At 61.1% G+C, this 19,819-nt stretch carries 21 protein-coding genes; 10 read left to right on the plus strand and 11 right to left on the minus strand.

Annotated elements, in window-relative coordinates:
- Nucleotides 1–83 precede the first annotated feature (83 nt).
- Both GWQ27_RS08715 and GWQ27_RS08720 read right to left on the minus strand, forming a co-directional pair.
- Nucleotides 84–659 carry an alpha/beta hydrolase gene (locus GWQ27_RS08715; RefSeq protein ID WP_219591740.1) on the minus strand — a complete coding sequence of 192 codons (576 nt, stop codon included), beginning with the start codon at nt 657–659 and terminating at the stop codon, nt 84–86.
- A gap of 68 nt (nt 660–727) precedes the next feature.
- Nucleotides 728–1,729, minus strand: coding sequence for a sulfate ABC transporter substrate-binding protein (locus GWQ27_RS08720; RefSeq protein ID WP_275907149.1), 1,002 nt, complete (start codon nt 1,727–1,729; stop codon nt 728–730).
- Nucleotides 1,730–1,937: 208 nt separating this feature from the next.
- Between GWQ27_RS08720 and GWQ27_RS08725 the strand changes: the two genes are divergently transcribed.
- The 5 genes from GWQ27_RS08725 to GWQ27_RS08745 all read left to right on the plus strand — a co-directional run bounded on the left by GWQ27_RS08725 (nt 1,938) and on the right by GWQ27_RS08745 (nt 5,254).
- Entirely contained in the window at nt 1,938–3,200 is a 1,263-nt protein-coding gene (locus GWQ27_RS08725; protein ID WP_275907150.1) for an MgtC/SapB family protein, read from the plus strand.
- A gap of 79 nt (nt 3,201–3,279) precedes the next feature.
- Nucleotides 3,280–3,870: a sugar O-acetyltransferase gene (locus GWQ27_RS08730; protein WP_275907151.1), complete on the plus strand. Its 591-nt coding sequence runs from the start codon at nt 3,280–3,282 to the stop codon at nt 3,868–3,870.
- Nucleotides 3,867–4,208, plus strand: a complete 342-nt coding sequence (locus GWQ27_RS08735) for a DUF1294 domain-containing protein (RefSeq protein WP_265434303.1) — start codon at nt 3,867–3,869, stop codon at nt 4,206–4,208. Before GWQ27_RS08730 ends, GWQ27_RS08735 begins: the two co-directional genes overlap by 4 nt.
- A gap of 175 nt (nt 4,209–4,383) precedes the next feature.
- Entirely contained in the window at nt 4,384–4,596 is a 213-nt protein-coding gene (locus GWQ27_RS08740; protein WP_111588049.1) for a hypothetical protein, read from the plus strand.
- 202 nt (nt 4,597–4,798) lie between these two features.
- Nucleotides 4,799–5,254, plus strand: coding sequence for a hypothetical protein (locus GWQ27_RS08745; RefSeq protein ID WP_275907152.1), 456 nt, complete (start codon nt 4,799–4,801; stop codon nt 5,252–5,254).
- A 66-nt stretch (nt 5,255–5,320) separates the two neighbouring features.
- On the opposite strand, the gene GWQ27_RS08750 is transcribed toward GWQ27_RS08745, so the two are convergent.
- From GWQ27_RS08750 to GWQ27_RS08765, 4 genes are all read right to left on the minus strand, one after another.
- On the minus strand, nt 5,321–5,962 hold the full coding sequence (locus GWQ27_RS08750) for an FMN-binding negative transcriptional regulator (RefSeq protein ID WP_275907153.1): 642 nt from the start codon (nt 5,960–5,962) through the stop codon (nt 5,321–5,323).
- A 240-nt stretch (nt 5,963–6,202) separates the two neighbouring features.
- The gene (locus GWQ27_RS08755; RefSeq protein WP_275907154.1) at nt 6,203–6,727 is read right to left on the minus strand and encodes a DUF4865 family protein; all 525 of its coding nucleotides are present in this window, start codon (nt 6,725–6,727) and stop codon (nt 6,203–6,205) included.
- On the minus strand, nt 6,724–7,116 hold the full coding sequence (locus GWQ27_RS08760) for a tautomerase family protein (protein WP_275907155.1): 393 nt from the start codon (nt 7,114–7,116) through the stop codon (nt 6,724–6,726). The genes GWQ27_RS08755 and GWQ27_RS08760 overlap by 4 nt, the downstream gene beginning before the upstream one ends.
- Complete coding sequence (locus tag GWQ27_RS08765; protein ID WP_005313751.1) at nt 7,107–7,433, minus strand: carboxymuconolactone decarboxylase family protein; 327 nt, start codon at nt 7,431–7,433, stop codon at nt 7,107–7,109. The genes GWQ27_RS08760 and GWQ27_RS08765 overlap by 10 nt, the downstream gene beginning before the upstream one ends.
- Before the next feature lie 96 nt (nt 7,434–7,529).
- On the opposite strand from GWQ27_RS08765, the gene GWQ27_RS08770 reads away from it, so the two are divergent.
- The gene (locus GWQ27_RS08770) at nt 7,530–8,423 is read left to right on the plus strand and encodes a LysR substrate-binding domain-containing protein (protein WP_111588054.1); all 894 of its coding nucleotides are present in this window, start codon (nt 7,530–7,532) and stop codon (nt 8,421–8,423) included.
- A 128-nt stretch (nt 8,424–8,551) separates the two neighbouring features.
- On the opposite strand, the gene argH is transcribed toward GWQ27_RS08770, so the two are convergent.
- The 5 genes from argH to argC form a co-directional block, all read right to left on the minus strand.
- Complete coding sequence (gene argH / locus GWQ27_RS08775) at nt 8,552–9,937, minus strand: argininosuccinate lyase (RefSeq protein ID WP_275907156.1); 1,386 nt, start codon at nt 9,935–9,937, stop codon at nt 8,552–8,554.
- A gap of 193 nt (nt 9,938–10,130) precedes the next feature.
- Nucleotides 10,131–11,366 carry an argininosuccinate synthase gene (locus GWQ27_RS08780; RefSeq protein ID WP_005313759.1) on the minus strand — a complete coding sequence of 412 codons (1,236 nt, stop codon included), beginning with the start codon at nt 11,364–11,366 and terminating at the stop codon, nt 10,131–10,133.
- Between the two features lie 69 nt (nt 11,367–11,435).
- Nucleotides 11,436–12,347 carry an ornithine carbamoyltransferase gene (locus GWQ27_RS08785; RefSeq protein ID WP_275907157.1) on the minus strand — a complete coding sequence of 304 codons (912 nt, stop codon included), beginning with the start codon at nt 12,345–12,347 and terminating at the stop codon, nt 11,436–11,438.
- Between the two features lie 25 nt (nt 12,348–12,372).
- Complete coding sequence (argB, locus tag GWQ27_RS08790) at nt 12,373–13,152, minus strand: acetylglutamate kinase (RefSeq protein WP_058395388.1); 780 nt, start codon at nt 13,150–13,152, stop codon at nt 12,373–12,375.
- Between the two features lie 16 nt (nt 13,153–13,168).
- Complete coding sequence (gene argC, locus GWQ27_RS08795; RefSeq protein WP_021139683.1) at nt 13,169–14,176, minus strand: N-acetyl-gamma-glutamyl-phosphate reductase; 1,008 nt, start codon at nt 14,174–14,176, stop codon at nt 13,169–13,171.
- Nucleotides 14,177–14,454: 278 nt separating this feature from the next.
- On the opposite strand from argC, the gene argE reads away from it, so the two are divergent.
- The 4 genes from argE to GWQ27_RS08815 all read left to right on the plus strand — a co-directional run bounded on the left by argE (nt 14,455) and on the right by GWQ27_RS08815 (nt 19,787).
- Nucleotides 14,455–15,600 carry an acetylornithine deacetylase gene (gene argE, locus GWQ27_RS08800; protein ID WP_021139684.1) on the plus strand — a complete coding sequence of 382 codons (1,146 nt, stop codon included), beginning with the start codon at nt 14,455–14,457 and terminating at the stop codon, nt 15,598–15,600.
- Between the two features lie 212 nt (nt 15,601–15,812).
- The gene (gene ppc / locus GWQ27_RS08805; RefSeq protein ID WP_021139685.1) at nt 15,813–18,446 is read left to right on the plus strand and encodes a phosphoenolpyruvate carboxylase; all 2,634 of its coding nucleotides are present in this window, start codon (nt 15,813–15,815) and stop codon (nt 18,444–18,446) included.
- Nucleotides 18,447–18,619: 173 nt separating this feature from the next.
- Nucleotides 18,620–18,946 (plus strand): metalloregulator ArsR/SmtB family transcription factor, encoded by a 327-nt coding sequence (locus GWQ27_RS08810; RefSeq protein WP_059168827.1) that lies wholly within the window; start codon nt 18,620–18,622, stop codon nt 18,944–18,946.
- A gap of 46 nt (nt 18,947–18,992) precedes the next feature.
- The gene (locus GWQ27_RS08815; protein ID WP_275907158.1) at nt 18,993–19,787 is read left to right on the plus strand and encodes an NAD(P)/FAD-dependent oxidoreductase; all 795 of its coding nucleotides are present in this window, start codon (nt 18,993–18,995) and stop codon (nt 19,785–19,787) included.
- Nucleotides 19,788–19,819: the final 32 nt, after the last annotated feature.

Genomic DNA, 19,819 nt, shown 5'->3' on the forward strand with positions numbered 1-19,819 from the left:
TACCAAGCAATCAAAATCAGGCTGTTGTCATGTCGGGTGCTCTCTCTCCTTCTCTGCAAATTGAACGGGTATTGGCAACCCTTTCACCGAAAACTGAGGGCCGCGCGTCGCTCCCACACAGCAGGTGCAGGCTCGACCACCATCTCGGCCCGGCGATAGAGGGTGCCGAGCAGGTTGAGCCCCAGGCTCCACTCCCCATGACCGGACTGGGCATTGATATGGCCCACCTCACCGGCATCGAACAGCGGCACCTGCCACTGGCGACTCCAGTATTCGGCTCGCTCGAAACTGAGCCAGGGATCGTTACGACTGGCGATCAGCTGGGCCGATACCTTGAGCGAACCGGCCAGCGCCTCATCCACTATGCCGAAATGGGCAGGATCGGCTGGCGCCACGATAAAGAGCGAGGCCACCTTGTCGGGCTGCTGACGCGCCGCCGTGATAGCCACCAGGGCGCCGAAGGAGTGGGCCACCAGATGGGCCCGGCCGCGCCGGCTACGCAGCTTGCTCGCCAACTTGGCGCTCCAGACCGTCAGGTCCGGCTTGTCCCACGGCAGGCCAACCATGCGCTGCCAGTGGGGGAAATATTGATGCCAGCGGCTCTGCCAATGATCCGGCCCACTGTTGTGCAGACCGGGAACCAGGAGGATCTTGTTCATCTTGGTGCTCCTATCAGCTGGCACAGGGGCCAGTGCGGGGTGAACATGCCACAAGGAAGCAGGGGGCCTTAGCCGCCCGGCTGGTAAATCTGGTCAAACAGCCCGCCTTGGGCGAAGTGCTTCTGCTGGGCCTTGTCCCAGTCCCCTTCCAGATCCTTGACGGTAAACAGGGTCAGTTGCGGGAACTGGGCTGCCGTCTCCTTCTGGATCGCCGGATTGCTGGTGCGGTAGTGGTACTTGGCGATGATGCGCTGCCCCTCGTCAGAGTAGAGATACTCAAGGTACCCCTTGGCGACAGCCTCGGTGCCATGCTTCCTGGCCACCTTGTCGACCACGGCTACCGGCGGCTCCGCCAGGATAGAGACGGACGGCACCACAAGTTCAAATTTGTCGCTGTTGCCAGCCTGACCCAGCACCAGCAGGGCTTCGTTTTCCCACGCCAGCAAGACATCGCCGAGACCGCGCTCGATAAAGCTGGTGGTGGCGCCACGGGCCCCTGAATCCAGCACCTTGACGTTCTTGTAGAGATCGCCGACGAACTGTTTGGCCCCCTCCTCACTGCCGCTTTTCTTCAGGGCATAGCCCCAGGCCGCCAGGTAGTTCCAGCGCGCCCCGCCGGAGGTCTTGGGGTTGGGGGTGACGATGGCCACATCCTTGCGCACCAGATCGCCCCAATCCTTGATCTGCTTGGGATTGTCCTTGCGCACCAGGAAGACGATGGTGGAGGTGTAGGGGGACGCGTTGTTGGCAAGGCGACTCTGCCAGTCGGCGGCGATAAGCCCCTCCTTGGCGATGGCATCGACGTCATAGGCCAGCGCCAGCGACACCAGATCCGCCTCAAGCCCATCCACCACGGCCCGCGCCTGCTTGCCGGAACCACCGTGAGACTGGCTTACCACCACATCGTCACCCGTCTTCGCTTTCCACTCTTTGGCAAAAGCGGCGTTGTACTCCTGGAACAGCTCGCGGGTCGGATCGTAGGAGACGTTGAGCAGACGGATCTCGGCGGCATTGGCCTGACCGAAGGCCAGCAGGGAGAGCAGGGTCAGGGCTGTCATTCGTAGTTTCATGGTGATACTCCATATCCTTGGGTTGAATGCAGCATGCCGCGGGCTTGTTATGCCGAGAACCAAGAAATAACGCTTTGCTTATCTCTTTTGCTCATATCAATCCGCCGAACGGCGCCACTCGCACACTCTGTGAGCCATGCCTCTCTGCCCCGGTACAGCCTGTGCCATCATGGGTTCAAGGCAATCACACAGCGAAAAGGAAGTCGTTTTGTGGATCAATGCAGACCCCGTCAATGGCGCTCTGGTGTCGCTGGCCATCGGCCTCATCATAGGGCTGGAGCGTGGCTGGCAGGTGCGCCAGCTGGGGGACAACCAGCGCATCGCCGGGATGCGCACCTATGGCCTCATCGGCCTGCTCGGCGGTGTCTGCGCCCTGCTGTTGCCGACTCTGGGCCCCTGGCTGCCGCTGCTCGGTCTGCTGGCGGTGGTCATGGGCTGCGGCCTCTCGGTCTGGCTGGCCCAGCGCTGGCAAGGGGAGTTCGGCCTCACCAGCTCGGTGGCCATGCTGCTCACTTATCTGCTGGGGCTGATGTCCGTGCTGCTGAGCCCGAGCGAGGCGGTGGCCTGCGCCGTGCTGGCCGCCCTCTTGATGGGGCTCAAGGGCAAGATCCAGCAAGGGATGCTGTTTCTGAGCGAAACCGAATTTCACGCCACACTGCGCTTTCTGCTTATCTCCCTGGTGCTGCTGCCGGTGCTGCCCAACGAGGAGATGGGGCCCCTCGATGCCTTCAACCCCTTCAAGATCTGGCTGATGGTAGTGGTGATCGCCGGCATCTCGTTTTGTGGCCACTTCGCGGTGCGTCTGCTCGGCACCCGCGCCGGGCTGGTGCTCACCAGCATGCTGGCGGGGCTCGCATCCTCCACCGCCCTCACGCTGCAGTTTGCCCGCCTCAACAAGGAGCAGGGCGGGCTGGAACGGCTGCTGGCCACCGGCATACTGCTGGCGGGGGCCACCATGTGGGTGCGGCTGCTGGTGCTGGTATTGCTGATCCACAAGGAGCTGGCGATGCGCCTCGCCGCTCCCCTGCTGCTGCTGGCAGTCATTGTCTACGGCTTTGCATTCTGGTTCTGGCGCCAGCGGGAAGCGCTGACCGACGGGCCCGTGCAGCCCCGAACCAGCAATCCGCTGGATCTCGCCACAGCCATCAAGTTCGGCCTGCTGCTGGCGCTGATAGGTTTCATGGCAACACTGTTGCAAAGCCGGGTGGGTGACTCGGGTGTCTATCTGCTGGCACTGGTGTCCGGGATCACGGACGTGGACGCCATTACCCTGTCGCTCTCCCAGCTCTCCCACAAGGATCTGGGGCTGGAGGTCGCGGCCCGGGGCATACTGCTGGCAGGGCTGGTCAACTCGCTGGTGAAAGGCGTGTTGGCACTGGGTATTGGCGGGCGCCGGCTGGGACTCATGGTGCTGCTGCCCTATCTGGTTTCTGCCCTGCTGATCCTGCCGCTCATCTGGCCAAGCGCCTGATCTTGCAGCAAGTGACAGCCTGACGCTGCAAGACGGGTGGCGTATACTGGCTCCTCTTGGCACATGAGGAGAGACGAGCATGGCAAGCAACTGGGACAAGATACTGGCGGGCGGCGCCCTGGATAGCCAGAGCGAAGAGATAGCGAATGACAGGATCCGGGGTCAGGCGCTGCTGGCACAACTCAATGCGTCATCCGCCGGGGATCACCCCCTGCGCCAGCGCCTCTGCGGCGAGCTGTTCGGCCACTGTCCCGCTTCCAGCTGGATAAGCACTCCTTTCACTTGTGAATTTGGCCGCAATATCCATATCGGCGAGCAGACCTTCTTCAACTTCAACGTCACCATTCTCGATGTGGGTGAAGTGCATATCGGCAACCATGTGCTGCTGGCCCCCAATGTGCAGATCTACACGGCCACCCACAGCATGGATTACCTGGAGCGCCGCAACTGGACCGCTTACAACAAGCCGGTACACATAGGCGATGACTGCTGGATTGGCGGCGGCGCCATCATCTGCCCCGGTGTCACCATAGGGGCGCGCTCCATCATAGGGGCTGGCGCCGTTGTGACTCGCGACATCCCCGCCGACTCGGTGGCCGTGGGCAACCCCGCCAGGGTGATCCGCAGTCTGAGCCCTGACGCCCCCCGTGGCTGGGAGCTGGCACTGTGATCTGGCTCGCCCTGTTTCCCCTGCTCTGGACCGCCTGGCTTGGCCTGGCTGACGCCAACTGGTGGCCGCTCGCCATCCTCACTACCATGAGCCTGCTGACGGTACTGGCCTACGCCCACGACAAGCGGCAGGCCATTCGCGGTGGCTGGCGCATCCCCGAATCTCGCCTCCATCTGCTGGAGCTGTGCGGTGGCTGGCCCGGGGCGCTGGTCGCCCGCCACTGGCTGTGTCACAAGACCCAGAAGGGCAGCTACCGGCTGGTGTTCTGGTTTATCGTGCTGCTGCACCTCACCCTGTGGGGACTCTGGCTCGGACGCCCCCTCTGGCAGGGGGTCTGAGGGGACAAGACCCGCTACCACCACAAACATGGCTGGCATCAAGTTCCTGGCAAGGGATGGCATAAGCCCGGGTATCACAGGGCTCATGCTCACCACCAGAGCGGGCATTGCGGCCCCTCACCGGGTATGAGACAACAGGGCCATGTCTCGCATATTTATCGACAAGGAGTCACTCATGACCATGTGGACAGGCATAGTCCTGATCGTCTTTATCAGCATGCTGTTCGGCTATCTCACCAAACGTGCCCGCTACCAACTGGGAGATGCCCGCATCACTGACCGCCTCGGCAAGCAGGATGTGATCATCAACAAGTTGCAGGAGCGTATTGCCAACCTGGAAGCCATCGTCATCGAAGAGGAGAAGCGTCGCCCCTTCAGGGACCTCTGATCCGGCAACCTCGGCGGCAAACCGGCCAGCCTGGCGCTGCAAGGGTTTGCCGCTTCTCCCGCAATCCTTCCCCTCCCCCATATAGCCCCAGAAACTAAATTCACAGCAGGATCAGGACCCTGTCTTAGATTGCTGCATTTTTCGCCAAGCTGGCTCAATCCCTGCTCTGTCATTGTCATCAGCCGTACCGGAGAGTGACATCATGATCAGCACCCTGCTTCCCATCGCCTCGATAGCCCTCAAGCTGGGCAGCTATCTGCTGAGCAGCAACGCCAAAGCCCAGCCCGAACCTGAGCCGGTACAGGAAGAACGCCTGCCCCCCACAGTCCAGAGCCTGTTCCAGCGGCTGGGGGTCAAGGATGCCGACAGCGAGCAGAACCGCCCCGCCATCAACCAGTTTATGAGCGAGCTGATGCAGACCCTGGGTCAGGAAAACAATGGCCACTCTCTGACCGAGGCCATAGACACAGCCCGCGACCAGCTCGCCAACGGCACCCAGAGCACCCGCTTGGATGCCCTGCAAAGCAGACTCGATACCCTCAAAGGCACACTGGGCAGCAGCGACCTCAATCTGGATCAACTGCTCGGCGCCTTCAAGCAGACCCTGCCCAATGGCAAGGGCGGAGGGGTCGGCAAGCTGCTCAATGCCAGTGCCTGATTGCAAATAAACACATAAAAACGGCAACCTTGGGTTGCCGTTTTTATTGAGACCAGACGGGATAATCTATTGCTGTGGCAGCGACGATGGTGGACTCAACATAGACTCGGCCATCTCTACCTGCCCACGCGCTTGCAAGGTGTCTGCCGCGCCCTGACGATCCGCCTCCGCCTTGTTTTGACTCAGTTTGAACTTGCCGACCAGCTCGGTTATCTCGATTTCGATGCCGACCACGGCCTGCACCATGGCCTCAATATATTCCCTCGGCGCATCCGCCATCTTCCAGGGGGCAGACTCGATGGCCTCATGAGTGCGGGTCAGGTTCGCCAGCAGACGGCGCACGAAGCGCGCATCATCGTGGATACGAATTCGGCCGTGGGCGTGTACCACGCTGTAGTTCCAGGTCGGCACCTGCTGGTGATGCACTTGCTTGCTCGGATACCAGCTGGGGGAGATATAGGCATCTGCAGCCTTGAAGATCACCAACACCTCGTCGCCATTGCCGGCCTCTTGCCAGAGCGGGTTGTTGCGGGCGACATGGGCACGCAAGATCCCATGCTCCCCCTCATCGGCATCGAACTCGAACGGCAGGTGGTTCGCATCTAGCCCCCGCTCACCGTGGGTGATCAGGGCCCCCAGCGGATGGGCCAGGATCAGTTGATGCAGCGACGCGAGGTCGGGCGTTTCGAAATGGGATGGCAGATACATGCAGGCTCCTTTATCCGGGGTGGTGTGTCCGTACGCAATACCTCGAGATCATGCCCCGCCAGGCGAGCGCCGTCATCTCGAATCTGCCTGCCGATATCCTACGAGAACCTTGATCGTATGCGGCTGACAACGACCATCAAGCGCTAAACACCAGCACTTCACTGCAAACCAGGTTTAACGCCGCATGCAGGTGAAATGACGAGTGAGGACATGGATCCCCCTCATGTCGTCGTCACCCACTCAGGCTGGAACGCCTTTGGCGAGATAACCAATGTGATAGGCGTCGGCCCCTGCCGGTATCGTCGGCGGCAGCGACGGCAGGAAATCCACCTCCAACCATTGCCAACGGGAAACATCCCATCCGCTCAGCATGGCCCCGGTATGCAACTCGGCCAGGCTGCAATGCGGCGCAATGCAGGTGCGCCGCAAGATGGCCACCCTGGCCTGGTCAAGCGCCTCCATCTGCGGGGCTGACAGCAGATGCCAGGTCTCGATATGGGGCCAGCCAAAGTGCCTTGTGAGCGCCGCGAAACCCTCGCTGACAAGGAAACTGTGCATCGCCTCGACGCTTTGCCACACATAGAAGGGGGCATAGCGATTCTCCCGGCATGGCAGCGCGGCCTCGTCATGGCGACCATAGAGATAGGCCTTGAACAGCAAGCCGGGGAAGCCGTCGAGTCTGGCGCCATTGCTGGCAATCCGCGCCTCGATGAGCCCCATGTCGTAGTCCGCCGGCAGGGTGAATCTGTAGTGCATGGCGATCATAAGATCACCTCCGGCCGAAACATCAGACCCCGTCCGAAGCTCCACTCCTCGCTGCCGTTCAGCTGGATCACCACCATGAGGTTGTCGGGATGGATGCCCAAATCCGCATGAAGGCGCTCGGCAAGCCGCAGATAGAGTCGCTGCTTGACCTCAGTGCTGCGCGGCCTCCCCGCCAGGATCTGGAAGAGGATGAAGTCTCCGTCCCGCTGGCCGGTCTGATAGTGGGGATGATAAACAAGCGCCTTGGCTGGCAAGACCTCCAGGATCTGGAATTTGTCCTCCCGCGGTACATCAAACACCTCCACCAGGGTCTCATGATAGAGGTCGGAGAGCTGTTGCAGGCGCACGTCACTCATCCCCTCGCGCAGAGTGATACGGGTCAGCGGCATGGGTGCGGCTCCTCACGGCTGGGCAGGTAGCTCACGGCGGTGACCGCCGCAGGCAATCCGGCGTAGAAAGCGAGATGGGTGAACAGCTCCTCCAGCTGCTCCCGTGTCAGGCCGTTTTGCTGGGCAAACGCTATGTGCCACGGCAGCTGTTGCACCCGGCCCAGCGATGCCAGTATGGCCAGGGTGATCAGGCTGCGTTCGCGCGCAGACAGGGCGGGCCGCTGCCAGATATCGCCAAACAGCGTCTCTTCCGCCAGCTGGGACAGTCTCGGCGCTGCCCGCGCCAGGTCGTCACGATCAAGAACAGGATGGGTCATGGCAATCTCCTTGGTTGGTGAAGCCACTCTCTATCACTGCTACAATTTTAAAAATCAAAACGTTCAAGACAAACAATCCCAATTATCAGGACTATCATGCAACCCCTTCCCCTGAACCTGGATCTCGATGCTCTGCGCAGCTATGTCCTTGGGCTGGACTGTGGCAGCTTTGCGCTGGCGGCGCAGCGGCTGTGCCGTTCCACCTCGGCGGTCAGCGCACAGTTGAAAAAACTCGAACAGCAATGCGGTACCGAACTGGTCATGAAGAGGGGCCGCCACCTGGTCCCGACGGCCAGTGGCGAACGACTGCTGGGATATGCCAAACGGCTGCTGGAGCTCAACGACGAAGCCGTGCTTGCCCTGAAAGGGGAACTGCTGCAAGGGGAGATCAGGCTGGGGGTTCAGGAAGATTTTGGTGAATCCCTACTGCCTGCCGTGCTGGGCCCCCTCTGTCGTCAGCACCCCGCGCTGCGCATGACGACGCGCATCGATCGCAATGCACAGCTGATGAAAGGGATCAGGGAGGGAACCCTCGACATGGCCCTGGCCTGGCAGCACCCGGAAGAGAGGATGGACGCCCATCTCATCGACATAGTGTCACTCCAGTGGATTGCTCACCCGAACTGGGATCCGGCGCCCCTGCTGGCACGCGGAGAGCCCTTGCCCCTGGTGCTCTTCGATGCCCCCTGCCTGATGCGTTCACGGGCCATCAAGGCTCTGGACGATGCAGGTATCCCGTGGCGCATCGCCTTCACCAGCCAGAGTCTGGGCGGGATCTGGGCGGCCTTGCAGGCAGGGCTAGGGATCACAGTGCGCTCTGCCATCGGCATGCCGGCGTCTCTCTCCCCGTTGGCCGATGTGCTGCCGTCGCCGGGCACGCTGGGGGTCGTACTGCTGGGAGCAGGCAATGGATCCGGTGAGGCCGAGAGCCAGTTGCAAAGCCTGCTCACCCAGGCGGTACAGCGGGCCCATGCCACGCACCAGAGCTGAGGATACGGTCTCTTTTTCTTGGCATCTGGGCAGGCAATCCCCCTCCCCTTCATTCATCATCAGGCAAACAAAAAACGGCAACCCCTGGGGTTGCCGTCTTGTGCTCATTGGAATCAATCCGCTGTGCTTTAGCCAGCCCGCTTGGCCAGCCACTGTTCGGCGGCAGTCAGTGCTGCATCCACCAGCTCGCGGGCGACGCCGCCTTTGGCGACACGCTTGGCCAGGGTCGCTTCCAGCTCCAGATTGGGATAGACATCCTCGCCGATCACCGGGCTGAAGCGCTGGAACTCAGGCAAAGAGAGATCTTCCAGCGGCTTCTTCACCTCAAGCGCATAGACCACAACCTCGCCAACGATATGGTGTGCCTCGCGGAAGGGTATCCCTTTGGCCACCAGATAGTCCGCCAGCTCAGTCGCGTTGGCATAACCGCCCTGCGCTGCCGCCATGGTGCGCTCGCCATTTACCTTCAAGTCGATCAGCACCAGCGCCGCCATGTCGAGGCAGTCGTGCCAGGTGTCGAGGGCATCGAACAGCCCTTCCTTGTCTTCCTGCATGTCCTTGTTGTAGGCCAGCGGCAGTGCCTTGAGGCTCATCAACATGCCCATCTGGGCACCCACCACCCGGCCTGTCTTGCCGCGAATAAGCTCAAGCGCATCGGGGTTCTTCTTCTGCGGCATCAGCGACGAGCCGGACGTGACTGCATCGGAGAGCTCGACAAAACCCGCTTCGCCTGTGTTGTAGAAGATGAGATCTTCGGCAAAGCGCGACAGGTGGGTCATGGAGAGGGACGCCACGTGCATCAGCTCCACCACGTGATCCCTGTCCGACACCGAATCCAGGCTGTTGCGGGTCGCGCCGCCAAAGCCCATGTCCAGTGCCAGCGCTTCACGGTCGATGGCATAGGCGGTACCCGCCAGGGCGCCGCAGCCGAGCGGGCTGGTATCGAGGCGCTTCAGGGCATCCTGCAGACGGGAATAGTCCCGCTCCAGCATCTCCACATAGGCCAGCGCCCAGTGGGCGAAGGTGACTGGCTGGGCGCGCTGCAAGTGGGTGTAGCCCGGCAGCACGGCAGCCTGATTGGCACGGGCAGAGGCGACCAGCCCGGATTGCAGAGCACTGATGGATCCGAGCAGCAGCTCCCCTTGTGCCTTGCACCAGAGTTTCAGGTCGGTGGCGACCTGATCGTTGCGCGAGCGGCCGGTGTGCAGCTTCTTGCCAAGATCGCCGACGGCGGCGATGAGCTGGCTCTCGACCCAGGAGTGAATATCTTCGGCATCGGAATTGAGGATCTGCTGGGGATCCTGCTGCACCGAGGCGAGCAGCACCTCCATCGCCTGTTGCAGCTTTCCTTGCTCGTTGGCGGTCAATACGCCCACTTTCACCAGCGCCTTGGCCCAGGCCATGGAGCCCTGGATATCCTGCTCCGCCAGCCGGTAATCGAACCGCAGCGAATCGTTGAACTGCTTGAACCGGCTATCGGCTCCCTGACTGAAGCGTCCACCCCAAAGTGCCATACTGCTCTCCTTGAATGCGTTGTCGGCGGCGTCTGGCGCCGTCGAGCTTGAAATCGTGCCCTGTTTTTCTGCGAGCCTGTTATCTCACAGAAGCGGCCGAGGTGCTGCCGCTCTGCTCACACCCCACCACATGGGAGGGCTGATAAAAGAGGGGGCCATGCCCCCTCACCTGTATCAGCGGATTGGCGTCAGCTTAGCCGTGGGTGTGGTCACCGCCGATCGCCTGATGCTGCTCCTTCATGGCGCGGATCCGGCTGGCCAGGGTGTAGAGACGGATAAAGCCTTCTGCATGGCTCTGGTCATACACTTCATCGGCGCCGAAGGTGGCGAAGTCTTCGGAGTAGAGGCTGTTCGGCGACTTCTTCTGCACCGCAGTGACCTGACCCTTGTACATCTTCAGAATGACTTCACCGTCGAGATCCTCGGCGATGGCATTGGCGGAGGCGACAATGGCCTTGCACAGCGGAGTGAACCAGCGACCGTCATAGACCAGGTGAGAGAACTCGGCACCCAGCTTTTCCCGCCAGGCGCGAGTCGGTCTGTCCAGTACCAGCTCTTCCACCGCGCGCAGTGCCGCCACCATGACGGTGCCGCCCGGAGTTTCGTAGCAGCCACGGGATTTCATGCCCACCATGCGGTTTTCGGTGATGTCGATCCGGCCCACGCCGTGCTTGCCGGCACGCTCGTTCAGGGTGGTCAGGATCTGGTGCGGGCTCAGCGGCTGGTCGTCCACGGCAACCACTTCGCCTTTGGCGACGGTCAGCTTGACGTATTCCGGCTCGTTCGGTGCCTGCTCGGCAGAGACGGTCCACTGCCAGACCGCTTCGGACGGCTCGTTCCAGGTGCTCTCCAGCTCGCCACCCTCGGTGGAGATGTGCCAGGCGTTGGCATCACGGCTGTAGATCTTCTTCAGGGTCGCCTTGCAGGGAATGTCGCGGGCTTCCAGATAGGCCAGCAGATCTTCCCGGGAGCGCATGTCCCACAACCGCCACGGGGCGATCACTTTCAACTGGGGTGCCAGGGCAGCCACGGCACCTTCAAAACGCACTTGATCGTTGCCCTTGCCGGTACAACCGTGGGAGATGGCATCGGCGCCTTCCGCCAGGGCCGCTTCCACCATCGCCTTGGCAATGATGGGACGGGCCATCGAGGTGCCCAGCAGGTAGGTGCCTTCATAGACGGCGCCGGTTTTCAGGGTCGGATAGACGTACTCCTTGACGAACTCTTCCCGCAGATCCTTGACGATGCATTTGACCGCGCCGGACGCGATGGCCTTCTGCTCGATACCTTCCAGATCGTCACGCTCCTGACCCACGTCGGCGACGAAGGCGATGATTTCGGCATCGTAGTGCTCTTTGAGCCAGGGAATGATGGCCGAGGTATCCAGTCCGCCCGAGTAAGCCAGTACGATCTTGTTGATTCCGCTCATTTTACTTCTCTCCATGATGATTCGATAAGGTGTTGTAATTCAGGGTCGGTGGTCGCGTTGCTTATTCCGCTACTTGTTGCCAAGCAGGGTCAGCAGCACGGCGTTCTGGATATGCATCCGGTTCTCTGCCTCATCCATGATGAGGGAAGCAGGCCCGTCCATGACGTCGGAAGTGATCTCCAGCTCCCGGTGCGCCGGCTGGCAATGCAGCACGTGCTGGATGCCGGTGCGCTCAAGCAGGGCCTGGTTGATCTGATAAGGCATGAAGATATCTTTTACCTGCTCCATTGGTGTGTTGTCACCCATGGAGACCCAGGTATCGGTATAAACCACGTCAAACCCTTCAATGTCGCCCACGTCATCGCTGATGTGAATGGTGGCGCCGGAATCGGCCGCCAGCGCCTGGGCCTGCAGGAAGATCTGGGTATCCGGGCCATAGCCTTTCGGGCAGATCAGGGTCACGTCTGTACCCAGGATCGCCCCCAGCAGCAGTAGAGAGTGGCTGACGTTGTTGCCATCGCCGAGGTAGGCAAGCTTCACCTTCGACAGATCGTCGTAATGCTCGGCAATGGTCATAAAGTCGGCCAGCCCCTGACAGGGGTGGTAAAGATTACACAGGCTGTTGACCACGGGCACAGAGCCGTAGGCTTGCAGGTCAACCAGGGTCTGGTGATCGAATACCCGCGCGACGATGGCGTCACACCAGCGGGACAGGTTGGCGGCGAAATCCTTCACCGATTCCCGCTTGCCCAGGGCGCCGTTCTGTTGATCCAGATAGACGCTATGGCCGCCCAGTTTGGCGATGCCGATGTCGAAGGTCACCCGGGTGCGTAAAGAGGGCTTCTCGAACAGGGTAACCACGCTCTTGCCCGCCAGTGCCTGGCTGTACTTTTTCGGGTCGGCCTTGACCGCTTTCCCCAGCGCGATCAGCGCCTCGATTTGAGCCTTGCTCAGATCGCTATCTTTCAGAAGATGTTGCATCGGAGGTTCCTTTTTCCAGCCAGGGTTAGAGGGTGACTTGGGTGCCGACGGCACCGCCAGCCAGCAGCTTGAGCAGTTGATCCGGGTAACGCCAGCTGGCGACACAGACCGGCTTGCCGAGCGTCTCGGCGGCGTGCAAGGCGGCTTTCACCTTGACCGCCATGCCATCGCTGATCACGCCCTTCTCCATCAGATCCAGTGCGGTTGCCTTGTTCAGCTGCGGCACCAGCTTGCCCTTGCCATCCAGGATGCCGCTCACGTCCGACAGCATCACCAAATCGGCGCCGAGCGCCTCGGCGATGGCGGTGGCAGCCTGATCCGCGTTGACGTTCATCAGCTGGCCGTCGGCCGTGATGCCGATGGAGCTAACCACGGGCAGGAACCCCTGCCCCAGGATACCGGTCACCAGTGCAGGGTTGCCCGGCTGGCAATCACCGACCGCACCGAGATCCGGATCGAGTTGGGTCACCTGGCACAGACCGCCATCGGCGAGACACAGACCCACGGCCGGAATGCCGGTGGCGATGGCCTTGGCCATCATCTGCTTGTTGGCCGTCCCGGCCAGCGCACCCGCAATGAAGGGGATCTGCTCGAACGGGGTGACCCGCAGGCCGTTCTTCTTGGTGGAACTCAGGCCCAATCCCTTGAGCAGGTCATCCACCAGACAGCCGCCACCGTGCACCAGCACCAGGGGCCTGTGTTGCTCATCCAGAAACGTTTTGAGGGTGCCGAACAGGGCGGTCAGCGCCTCGTCGTTCTCGATCAGGGCGCCACCCAACTTGATAACCAGTGTCTGCTTGTCCATATCTCTCAATCCTTTCTTAAATCAGGCCGGTGGCCGGGTCAAAACCGAATTTAATATTTATGCATTGCATTGCCTGGGAGGCGGCGCCCTTGAGCAAGTTGTCGATGGCAGAGACCACCACCAGCATATTGCCCTGCTGCTGCCAGGCGATATCGCAGTAGGGAGTGCTTGCCACGCCACGGATGGAGGGCATCTGGCCGGTGAGGCGCACCAGGGGTTTTCCTTCGTAGGCCTTGAGGAAGGCCTGATCCACCTGGGTCGGTGTCACGCCATCTGCCAGCTGCACATAAATGGTGGCCAGGATGCCGCGCACATAGTTGCCAAGGTGGGGCTGGAACAGCACCTCCTTGCCCAGGTGGTGGCTGATCTCCGGCTGATGCCTGTGGTTGAAGGTGCCGTAGGGACTCAGGCTCACTTCGCAAAAACTGGTATTGATGGCTGCCTTGCGACCGGCCCCGGAGACGCCGGATACCGCATTGATGATGGGCTGCCACCCCTCGGCAATCAGACCGGCCTGTTGCAGCGGTTTGAGAGCGCACAGAGAAGCAGTCGGGTAGCAACCTGGCACAGCAATCAGCTGGGCGGCGGCAATGGCATCGCTGTTCCATTCCGCCAGACCGTAGGCGGCCTGCTCCAGCAACTGCTCGTTCTCGTGGGTGAAGCCGTAGAAGGAGGAGTAGAATTGCTGGTCCTTGACCCGGAAGGCGCCGGAGAGATCGAACACCGGCAGCCCCTTGGCCAGGAACTTGGGTGCGAGCTCGGCACTCACCTCATGGGCGGTCGCCAGCAACACCAGGTCGGCCTGGGTCAGGATCCGGGTCATGCCATCTTCATCCAGCGGCAGCAGCGGCTGATCCAGCGCGCCGACCCACTGGGGGTGCAGAGAAGAGAAACGCTTGTGGGCATCCTGGCTGCCGGCGGAAACATAGAGACCAAACAGCTTGAGTTGAGGATGGTTCTGGACCAGTGCGGCCAGTTCGGCTCCCGCGTAGCCACTGGCACCGACGATAACGGTGTTAAGCATTTTTGAGTATTCCAAGTCAGAGTTCGAAATTCACAGCATGGCGCTGCAGACAGTGCAAGGGGTGAGGAACCGCCCCTTCAATGCAACGAGTGCGGAGGGGCAATTCAGGCGGGGTTGTGTCGTCGGTTATAGATCAGGTGACAGAACATTAACTTTCCCTTACAACTAGAAGCCTTGTTGATGAGCCACGAATTCAGGCAAACTCACAGAATATTCATGCACTCACTTTGCATTTGTATTTTCTAACAGAAACGTTCCGGGGACGCAAGGAGCAGCTGATGGCCAATCTGGATTTTTTTGCACTTTATAAGAATATTATTGCGATTCCCTCTATTAGCAGCACAGATCCGCACTGGGATCAGAGCAACGAGGCGGTGATCCGGCTGCTGGCCGACTGGTTCGGCCAACTCGGCTTTCAGTGTGAAGTGACAGCGCTGCCGGAGCTGCCCGGCAAGTTCAATCTGGTGGCCACCATAGGCCAGGGAGAAGGCGGCCTGCTGCTGGCGGGCCACACGGACACAGTGCCGTTCGACGAAGGGGGCTGGAGCAAGGATCCCTTCAAGGTGACCGAAGAGGGCAACCGCCTGTACGGCCTCGGCACCATCGACATGAAGGGATTCTTCGCCTTCATAGTGGAAGCCCTCAAAGAGATCGACCTCACCAAACTCACCAAGCCGCTGCGCATTCTGGCCACCGCCGATGAGGAAACCACAATGGCGGGTGCACGCGCCATCGCCGCCGCGGCCGAGATCAAACCCGACTATGCGGTGATCGGCGAACCGACCGGGCTGGTGCCCGTGGTGGCCCACAAGGGCCACATGTCGGAAGCGATCCGCATTACCGGCAAGAGCGGTCACAGCTCGGATCCCGCCAACGGCGTCAATGCGCTGGAGATCATGCATCAGGCCATGGGGCGGGTGCTGCGCCTGCAACTGCGTCTGGAAGAGACCTATGCCGACTACCGGTTCGCAGTGCCGCAACCCACGCTGAATCTGGGATACATACATGGGGGAGACAGCCCGAACCGCATCTGCGGCTGCTGCGAGCTGCACATCGACATGCGTCCCACCCCGCAAGTGGGGCCGGACGAGCTGATGGGCATGCTCAAAGAGGCGCTCGCGCCCATAGAGGTTCACCAGCCGGGCTGCCTGCACTTGCAGCACCTGCACGAGCCCATCCCTGCCTATGCCTGCGCGGACGACTCAGTGCTGGTGCGCGAGGCGGAGCAGGCGAGCGGACACAAGGCGGAATCGGTGAACTACTGCACCGAAGCGCCCTTTATCCAGCAGTTGGGATGCCAGACAATTGTGATGGGCCCTGGCCACATAGCCCAGGCCCACCAGCCGGACGAATACCTGGATCTGTCGTTCGTCAAACCCACCACGGCAGTGCTGCAACACCTGATCCGCCGCTTCTGCCTGTAAGCCATAGGGTATGTAAGTAAGTTACTGACAGTCTGCCCGGGACAGGTGAAGGAAATACATGTTCTGAATCGGCCTGTTATTTGACCTTGCGCAGACAATCTGGGTAGATTGTCACCCTAAGATGACGGAGCATATGTTGTAATCACACAACAATAAGTGAGGCTGTCTCTCACCTCGGATGGAGAGAGACACCAACCAGATAAGGATGTGGAATGAACGAAAAGTACGCCGCTCTACGCGCCAACGTAGGCATGCTGGGTCAACTGCTGGGCAAGTCCATCAAGGATCATCAGGGACAAGCCTTCCTCGACAAGATCGAAACCATTCGCCAGTTGGCCAAGTCCTCCCGCAAAGGCAATGAGGCAGACCGGGAACGTCTGCTCGAAACCCTGCGCACCCTGAGCGATGACGAGCTGTTGCCGGTGGCCCGCGCCTTCAGCCAGTTCCTCAACCTGGCCAACGTGGCCGAACAGTTCCACACCATCTCCCGCCGCTGCGAAGAGCAGGTCTGCACGCCGGATCCGCTGGAGCAGATGTTCGCCAAACTCAAGGCATCCAACCTGTCGCAGGAGGCCATCATCCAGGCCGTGCGCGAGCTGGATATCGATCTGGTGCTGACCGCTCACCCGACCGAGGTGACCCGTCGAACCCTGATCCACAAGCACGTCCAGCTCAACGACTGCCTGGAAGCGCTGGAACTCTCCGATCTGCTGCCCCGCGAGCGGGACAAGATCCTCAATCGCATCGAACAGCTGGTCAATCAGGCCTGGCACACCAACGAGATCCGCGAGCAGCGCCCGACCCCGGTAGACGAAGCCAAGTGGGGCTTTGCCGTGGTGGAAAACAGCCTCTGGCCGGCCATTCCCGAATTCATGCGCAATCTGGACGAGCGTCTGCAACAGCACCTGGGTGTGCGGCTGCCGCTGGATGCCGCGCCGGTCAAGTTCACCTCCTGGATGGGCGGTGACCGCGACGGCAACCCCTTCGTCACGGCCAAGGTGACCGCAGAGGTACTGGAACTGGGCCGCTGGATGGCAGTGAGCCTCTTCTACAAGGACATCAAGGAGCTCACCTCCGAGCTCTCCATGTCCGACTGCACCGACGCCGTACGCGAGCGGGTGGGCGATCACCCCGAGCCCTATCGCGCCCTGGTGCGCGAGCTGCGTGAAGCGCTGCGCGAGACCCAGGAATACCTCACCGCCAAGGTGCAGGGTCAGGTGAGCGAGAGCCGCGACCTGATCACCACCACAGCCCAGCTGCGCGAGCCGCTGGAGCTCTGCTACCACTCAATGCACGCCTGCGGCATGGGCAACATCGCAGATGGCATGCTGCTGGATGTGCTGCGCAAGCTGGCCTGTTTCGGCATCCATCTGGTCAAGCTGGACATACGTCAGGATGGTGAGCGCCACGGTCAGGTCTTCTCCGAGCTGACCCGTTACCTAGGCATGGGCGACTACGCAGAGTGGAGCGAAGACGACAAGCAGGCCTTCCTGCTCAATGAGCTCAACTCCCGCCGCCCCCTGATCCCGACCGACTGGGAGCCGAGCGACGAGACCCGTGAGACCATAGACACCTGCCGGGTGATCGCCCAACACGACCCGGATGCGTTCGGCATCTACATCATCTCCATGGCGGGCGCCCCGTCCGATGTACTGGCGGTACAGCTGCTGCTGAAAGAAGCCGGTTGCAAGTTCCGCATGCCGGTCGCCCCCCTGTTCGAAACCCAGGAAGACCTGATGGCGGGCACCGCCGTGATGGAGCGCCTGTTGTCGGTGGACTGGTATCGCGGTTACATCCAGGGTCGCCAGTACGTGATGATCGGCTACTCGGATTCCGCCAAGGATGCGGGCATGATGGCCGCCGGCTGGGCCCAATACGCGGCCATGGAATCTCTGGTGGCACTGGCCGAAGCAAGCAATCTGCGTCTGACCCTGTTCCATGGCCGTGGCGGCACCGTCGGCCGTGGCGGCGCCCCCGCCCATCAGGCGATCCTGTCCCAACCGCCGGGATCCCTGCGCGGTGGGCTGCGAGTGACCGAACAGGGCGAGATGATCCGCTTCAAGTTCGGTCTGCCGAAAGTCGCCATTCACAGCCTGAACCTCTACACCAGCGCCGTGCTGGAAGGGAACCTGCTGCCACCACCCAAGCCCAAAGAGAGCTGGCGCGCCGTGATGGAGCAGCTGGCCACCGTCTCCTGCGATCACTACCGCAGCATAGTGCGCGGTCATCCGGACTTCGTGCCCTACTTCCGCGCTGCCACCCCTGAAATGGAACTTGGCAAGCTGCCGCTCGGCTCACGCCCGGCCAAGCGCAAGCCCAACGGCGGCGTCGAGAGTCTGCGCGCCATCCCCTGGATCTTCGCCTGGACCCAGAACCGGCTGATGCTGCCGGCCTGGCTTGGCGCCCACAAAGGGCTGGAGCATGCCATCACGGACGGTCAGAAGAGCGTGCTGGAAGAGATGAGCCGCCAGTGGCCCTTCTTCCGCACCCGCCTCGAGATGCTGGAGATGGTGTTCCTCAAGGCCGACCTCTGGCTCGCCGAGTACTACGACACCCGTCTGGTACCGCAAGAGCTGTGGAATCTGGGCAAGCAGTTGCGCCAGGAGCTTGCCGACGCCATCCAGATCGTGCTGCAGCTGCGCCCGCAGGGAGACCTGCTGGACGACCAACCCTGGATCAAGGAGTCCATCAATCTGCGCAACCCCTACACGGATCCCCTCAACGTGCTGCAGGTCGAACTGCTGGGCCGCTCGCGCAACCACACCGAGACTCTGCATCCCGAGCTGGATCAGGCGCTGATGGTCACCATAGCCGGTATTGCCGCAGGCATGCGCAACACGGGTTGATCAGGGTTTCATAAAACCCGCAAAAGGGCGCCATCATTGGCGCCCTTTTTTATTTTTACGACCCGGCGCCACGATCAAAACGGCGGGTGTCCCAACATCCCTGTATTGCCAAATGGCTGATCACTGCGCATCAGCGCTTTACATGTGTATGGATGCGCACATATAGTCACGACATGAATACAACACTGACCCAAACCCAAGCCATTGATGCCGCCATTGCATCCCTTGATGGTGCCTTCTTCAAAGCACTGTGCGAGCCACCACGGGTCGCCGTGCTGAAGCGCGTCATGCAATTGGGTCGAGCGGATATCACTGAGATTGCCGCTGAGTTGCCCCAGGAGCGTTCGGTTGTTTCCCGTCATCTTCAGGTGCTGCTGGAAGCCGGGATAGTTCGCGCCTCCAAGGTTGGGCGCCAGGTGTTCTACGAAGTGGATGGCCCGGCCATTATCCAGCGCCTGGAGGCCATGCTCCACCACACCAGGATGTGCTGCCGAGGCTGATCGGATTGATTTTTCTTCGCCCAAAAACGTGTATGGATGCACACATATGAACTCGATGGATCAGCGACTGGATGTGGTTGTCATTGGCGCAGGTCAGGCCGGATTGGCCTGTGGCTGGCACTTGAAACAGCAGGGGCTCAACTTCGTGATACTTGACGCGCAAGCACGGCCTGGCGGGAACTGGCGCAACTACTACGATAGCCTTGAGCTGTTCTCGCCAGCTGCCTACTCTTCCCTCCCCGGTATGCCATTCCCCGGCGCACCTGGCCACTATCCCGGACGTGATGAGGTGGTGCGTTACCTTGAGCAGTATGCCGACCTCTTCCAGCTACCTGTTCGCCAGGGAGTTCAGGTCACCCAGGTCGCGCGAGCAGATGCGGGCTTCCAGATAACTGCCGCCAACGGTCAACGTTTGCTGGCAAGCGCCGTGATAGTGGCATCGGGGGCCTTTAGCCGCCCCTACCTGCCCGACATTCCTGGACTGGAAAGCTTCAGGGGCGCTCGGCTGCACAGTGCCGACTATCGACATGCGGCGCCTTTTCGCGGGCAAAACGTCGTCGTCATTGGCGCGGCGAACTCCGCCGTCCAGATCGCTTACGATCTCGCCAGCGTGGCCACTGTGACACTGGCCACCCGAGAAGCAATCCGGTTCGCCCCCCAGCGGATATTGGGGGCAGATTTTCATAGCTGGTTGAAATGGACAGGCCTGGAGAAAACCCGCTGGCTGAACGACCAGAGCACACCGGTACTGGACGACGGCACCTACAGAAAGGCGCTGAAAACCAGTTATTTCAAGCAGCGCCCCATGTTCACACGGGTAACGTCAACCGGCATTGTCTGACCGAATGGCCAGCATGAAGCCGTTGACAGTCT

Origin of the sequence: Aeromonas sp. 5HA1 (assembly GCF_029237245.1) — a bacterium.
Classification (GTDB): Bacteria; Pseudomonadota; Gammaproteobacteria; order Enterobacterales; family Aeromonadaceae; genus Aeromonas; species Aeromonas salmonicida.

Coding starts and splice junctions, on each gene's coding strand:
- argB (WP_058395388.1), bottom strand. CDS start 13,152: ATGGACAAGCAGACACTGGTTATCAAGTTGGGTGGCGCCCTGATCGAG.
- GWQ27_RS08765 (WP_005313751.1), bottom strand. CDS start 7,433: ATGACCCATCCTGTTCTTGATCGTGACGACCTGGCGCGGGCAGCGCCG.
- GWQ27_RS08740 (WP_111588049.1), top strand. CDS start 4,384: ATGACCATGTGGACAGGCATAGTCCTGATCGTCTTTATCAGCATGCTG.
- argC (WP_021139683.1), bottom strand. CDS start 14,176: ATGCTTAACACCGTTATCGTCGGTGCCAGTGGCTACGCGGGAGCCGAA.
- GWQ27_RS08755 (WP_275907154.1), bottom strand. CDS start 6,727: ATGATCGCCATGCACTACAGATTCACCCTGCCGGCGGACTACGACATG.
- GWQ27_RS08730 (WP_275907151.1), top strand. CDS start 3,280: ATGGCAAGCAACTGGGACAAGATACTGGCGGGCGGCGCCCTGGATAGC.
- GWQ27_RS08785 (WP_275907157.1), bottom strand. CDS start 12,347: ATGCAACATCTTCTGAAAGATAGCGATCTGAGCAAGGCTCAAATCGAG.
- GWQ27_RS08780 (WP_005313759.1), bottom strand. CDS start 11,366: ATGAGCGGAATCAACAAGATCGTACTGGCTTACTCGGGCGGACTGGAT.
- GWQ27_RS08745 (WP_275907152.1), top strand. CDS start 4,799: ATGATCAGCACCCTGCTTCCCATCGCCTCGATAGCCCTCAAGCTGGGC.
- GWQ27_RS08810 (WP_059168827.1), top strand. CDS start 18,620: ATGAATACAACACTGACCCAAACCCAAGCCATTGATGCCGCCATTGCA.
- argE (WP_021139684.1), top strand. CDS start 14,455: ATGGCCAATCTGGATTTTTTTGCACTTTATAAGAATATTATTGCGATT.
- GWQ27_RS08720 (WP_275907149.1), bottom strand. CDS start 1,729: ATGAAACTACGAATGACAGCCCTGACCCTGCTCTCCCTGCTGGCCTTC.
- GWQ27_RS08750 (WP_275907153.1), bottom strand. CDS start 5,962: ATGTATCTGCCATCCCATTTCGAAACGCCCGACCTCGCGTCGCTGCAT.
- ppc (WP_021139685.1), top strand. CDS start 15,813: ATGAACGAAAAGTACGCCGCTCTACGCGCCAACGTAGGCATGCTGGGT.
- argH (WP_275907156.1), bottom strand. CDS start 9,937: ATGGCACTTTGGGGTGGACGCTTCAGTCAGGGAGCCGATAGCCGGTTC.
- GWQ27_RS08760 (WP_275907155.1), bottom strand. CDS start 7,116: ATGCCGCTGACCCGTATCACTCTGCGCGAGGGGATGAGTGACGTGCGC.
- GWQ27_RS08770 (WP_111588054.1), top strand. CDS start 7,530: ATGCAACCCCTTCCCCTGAACCTGGATCTCGATGCTCTGCGCAGCTAT.
- GWQ27_RS08815 (WP_275907158.1), top strand. CDS start 18,993: ATGAACTCGATGGATCAGCGACTGGATGTGGTTGTCATTGGCGCAGGT.
- GWQ27_RS08715 (WP_219591740.1), bottom strand. CDS start 659: ATGAACAAGATCCTCCTGGTTCCCGGTCTGCACAACAGTGGGCCGGAT.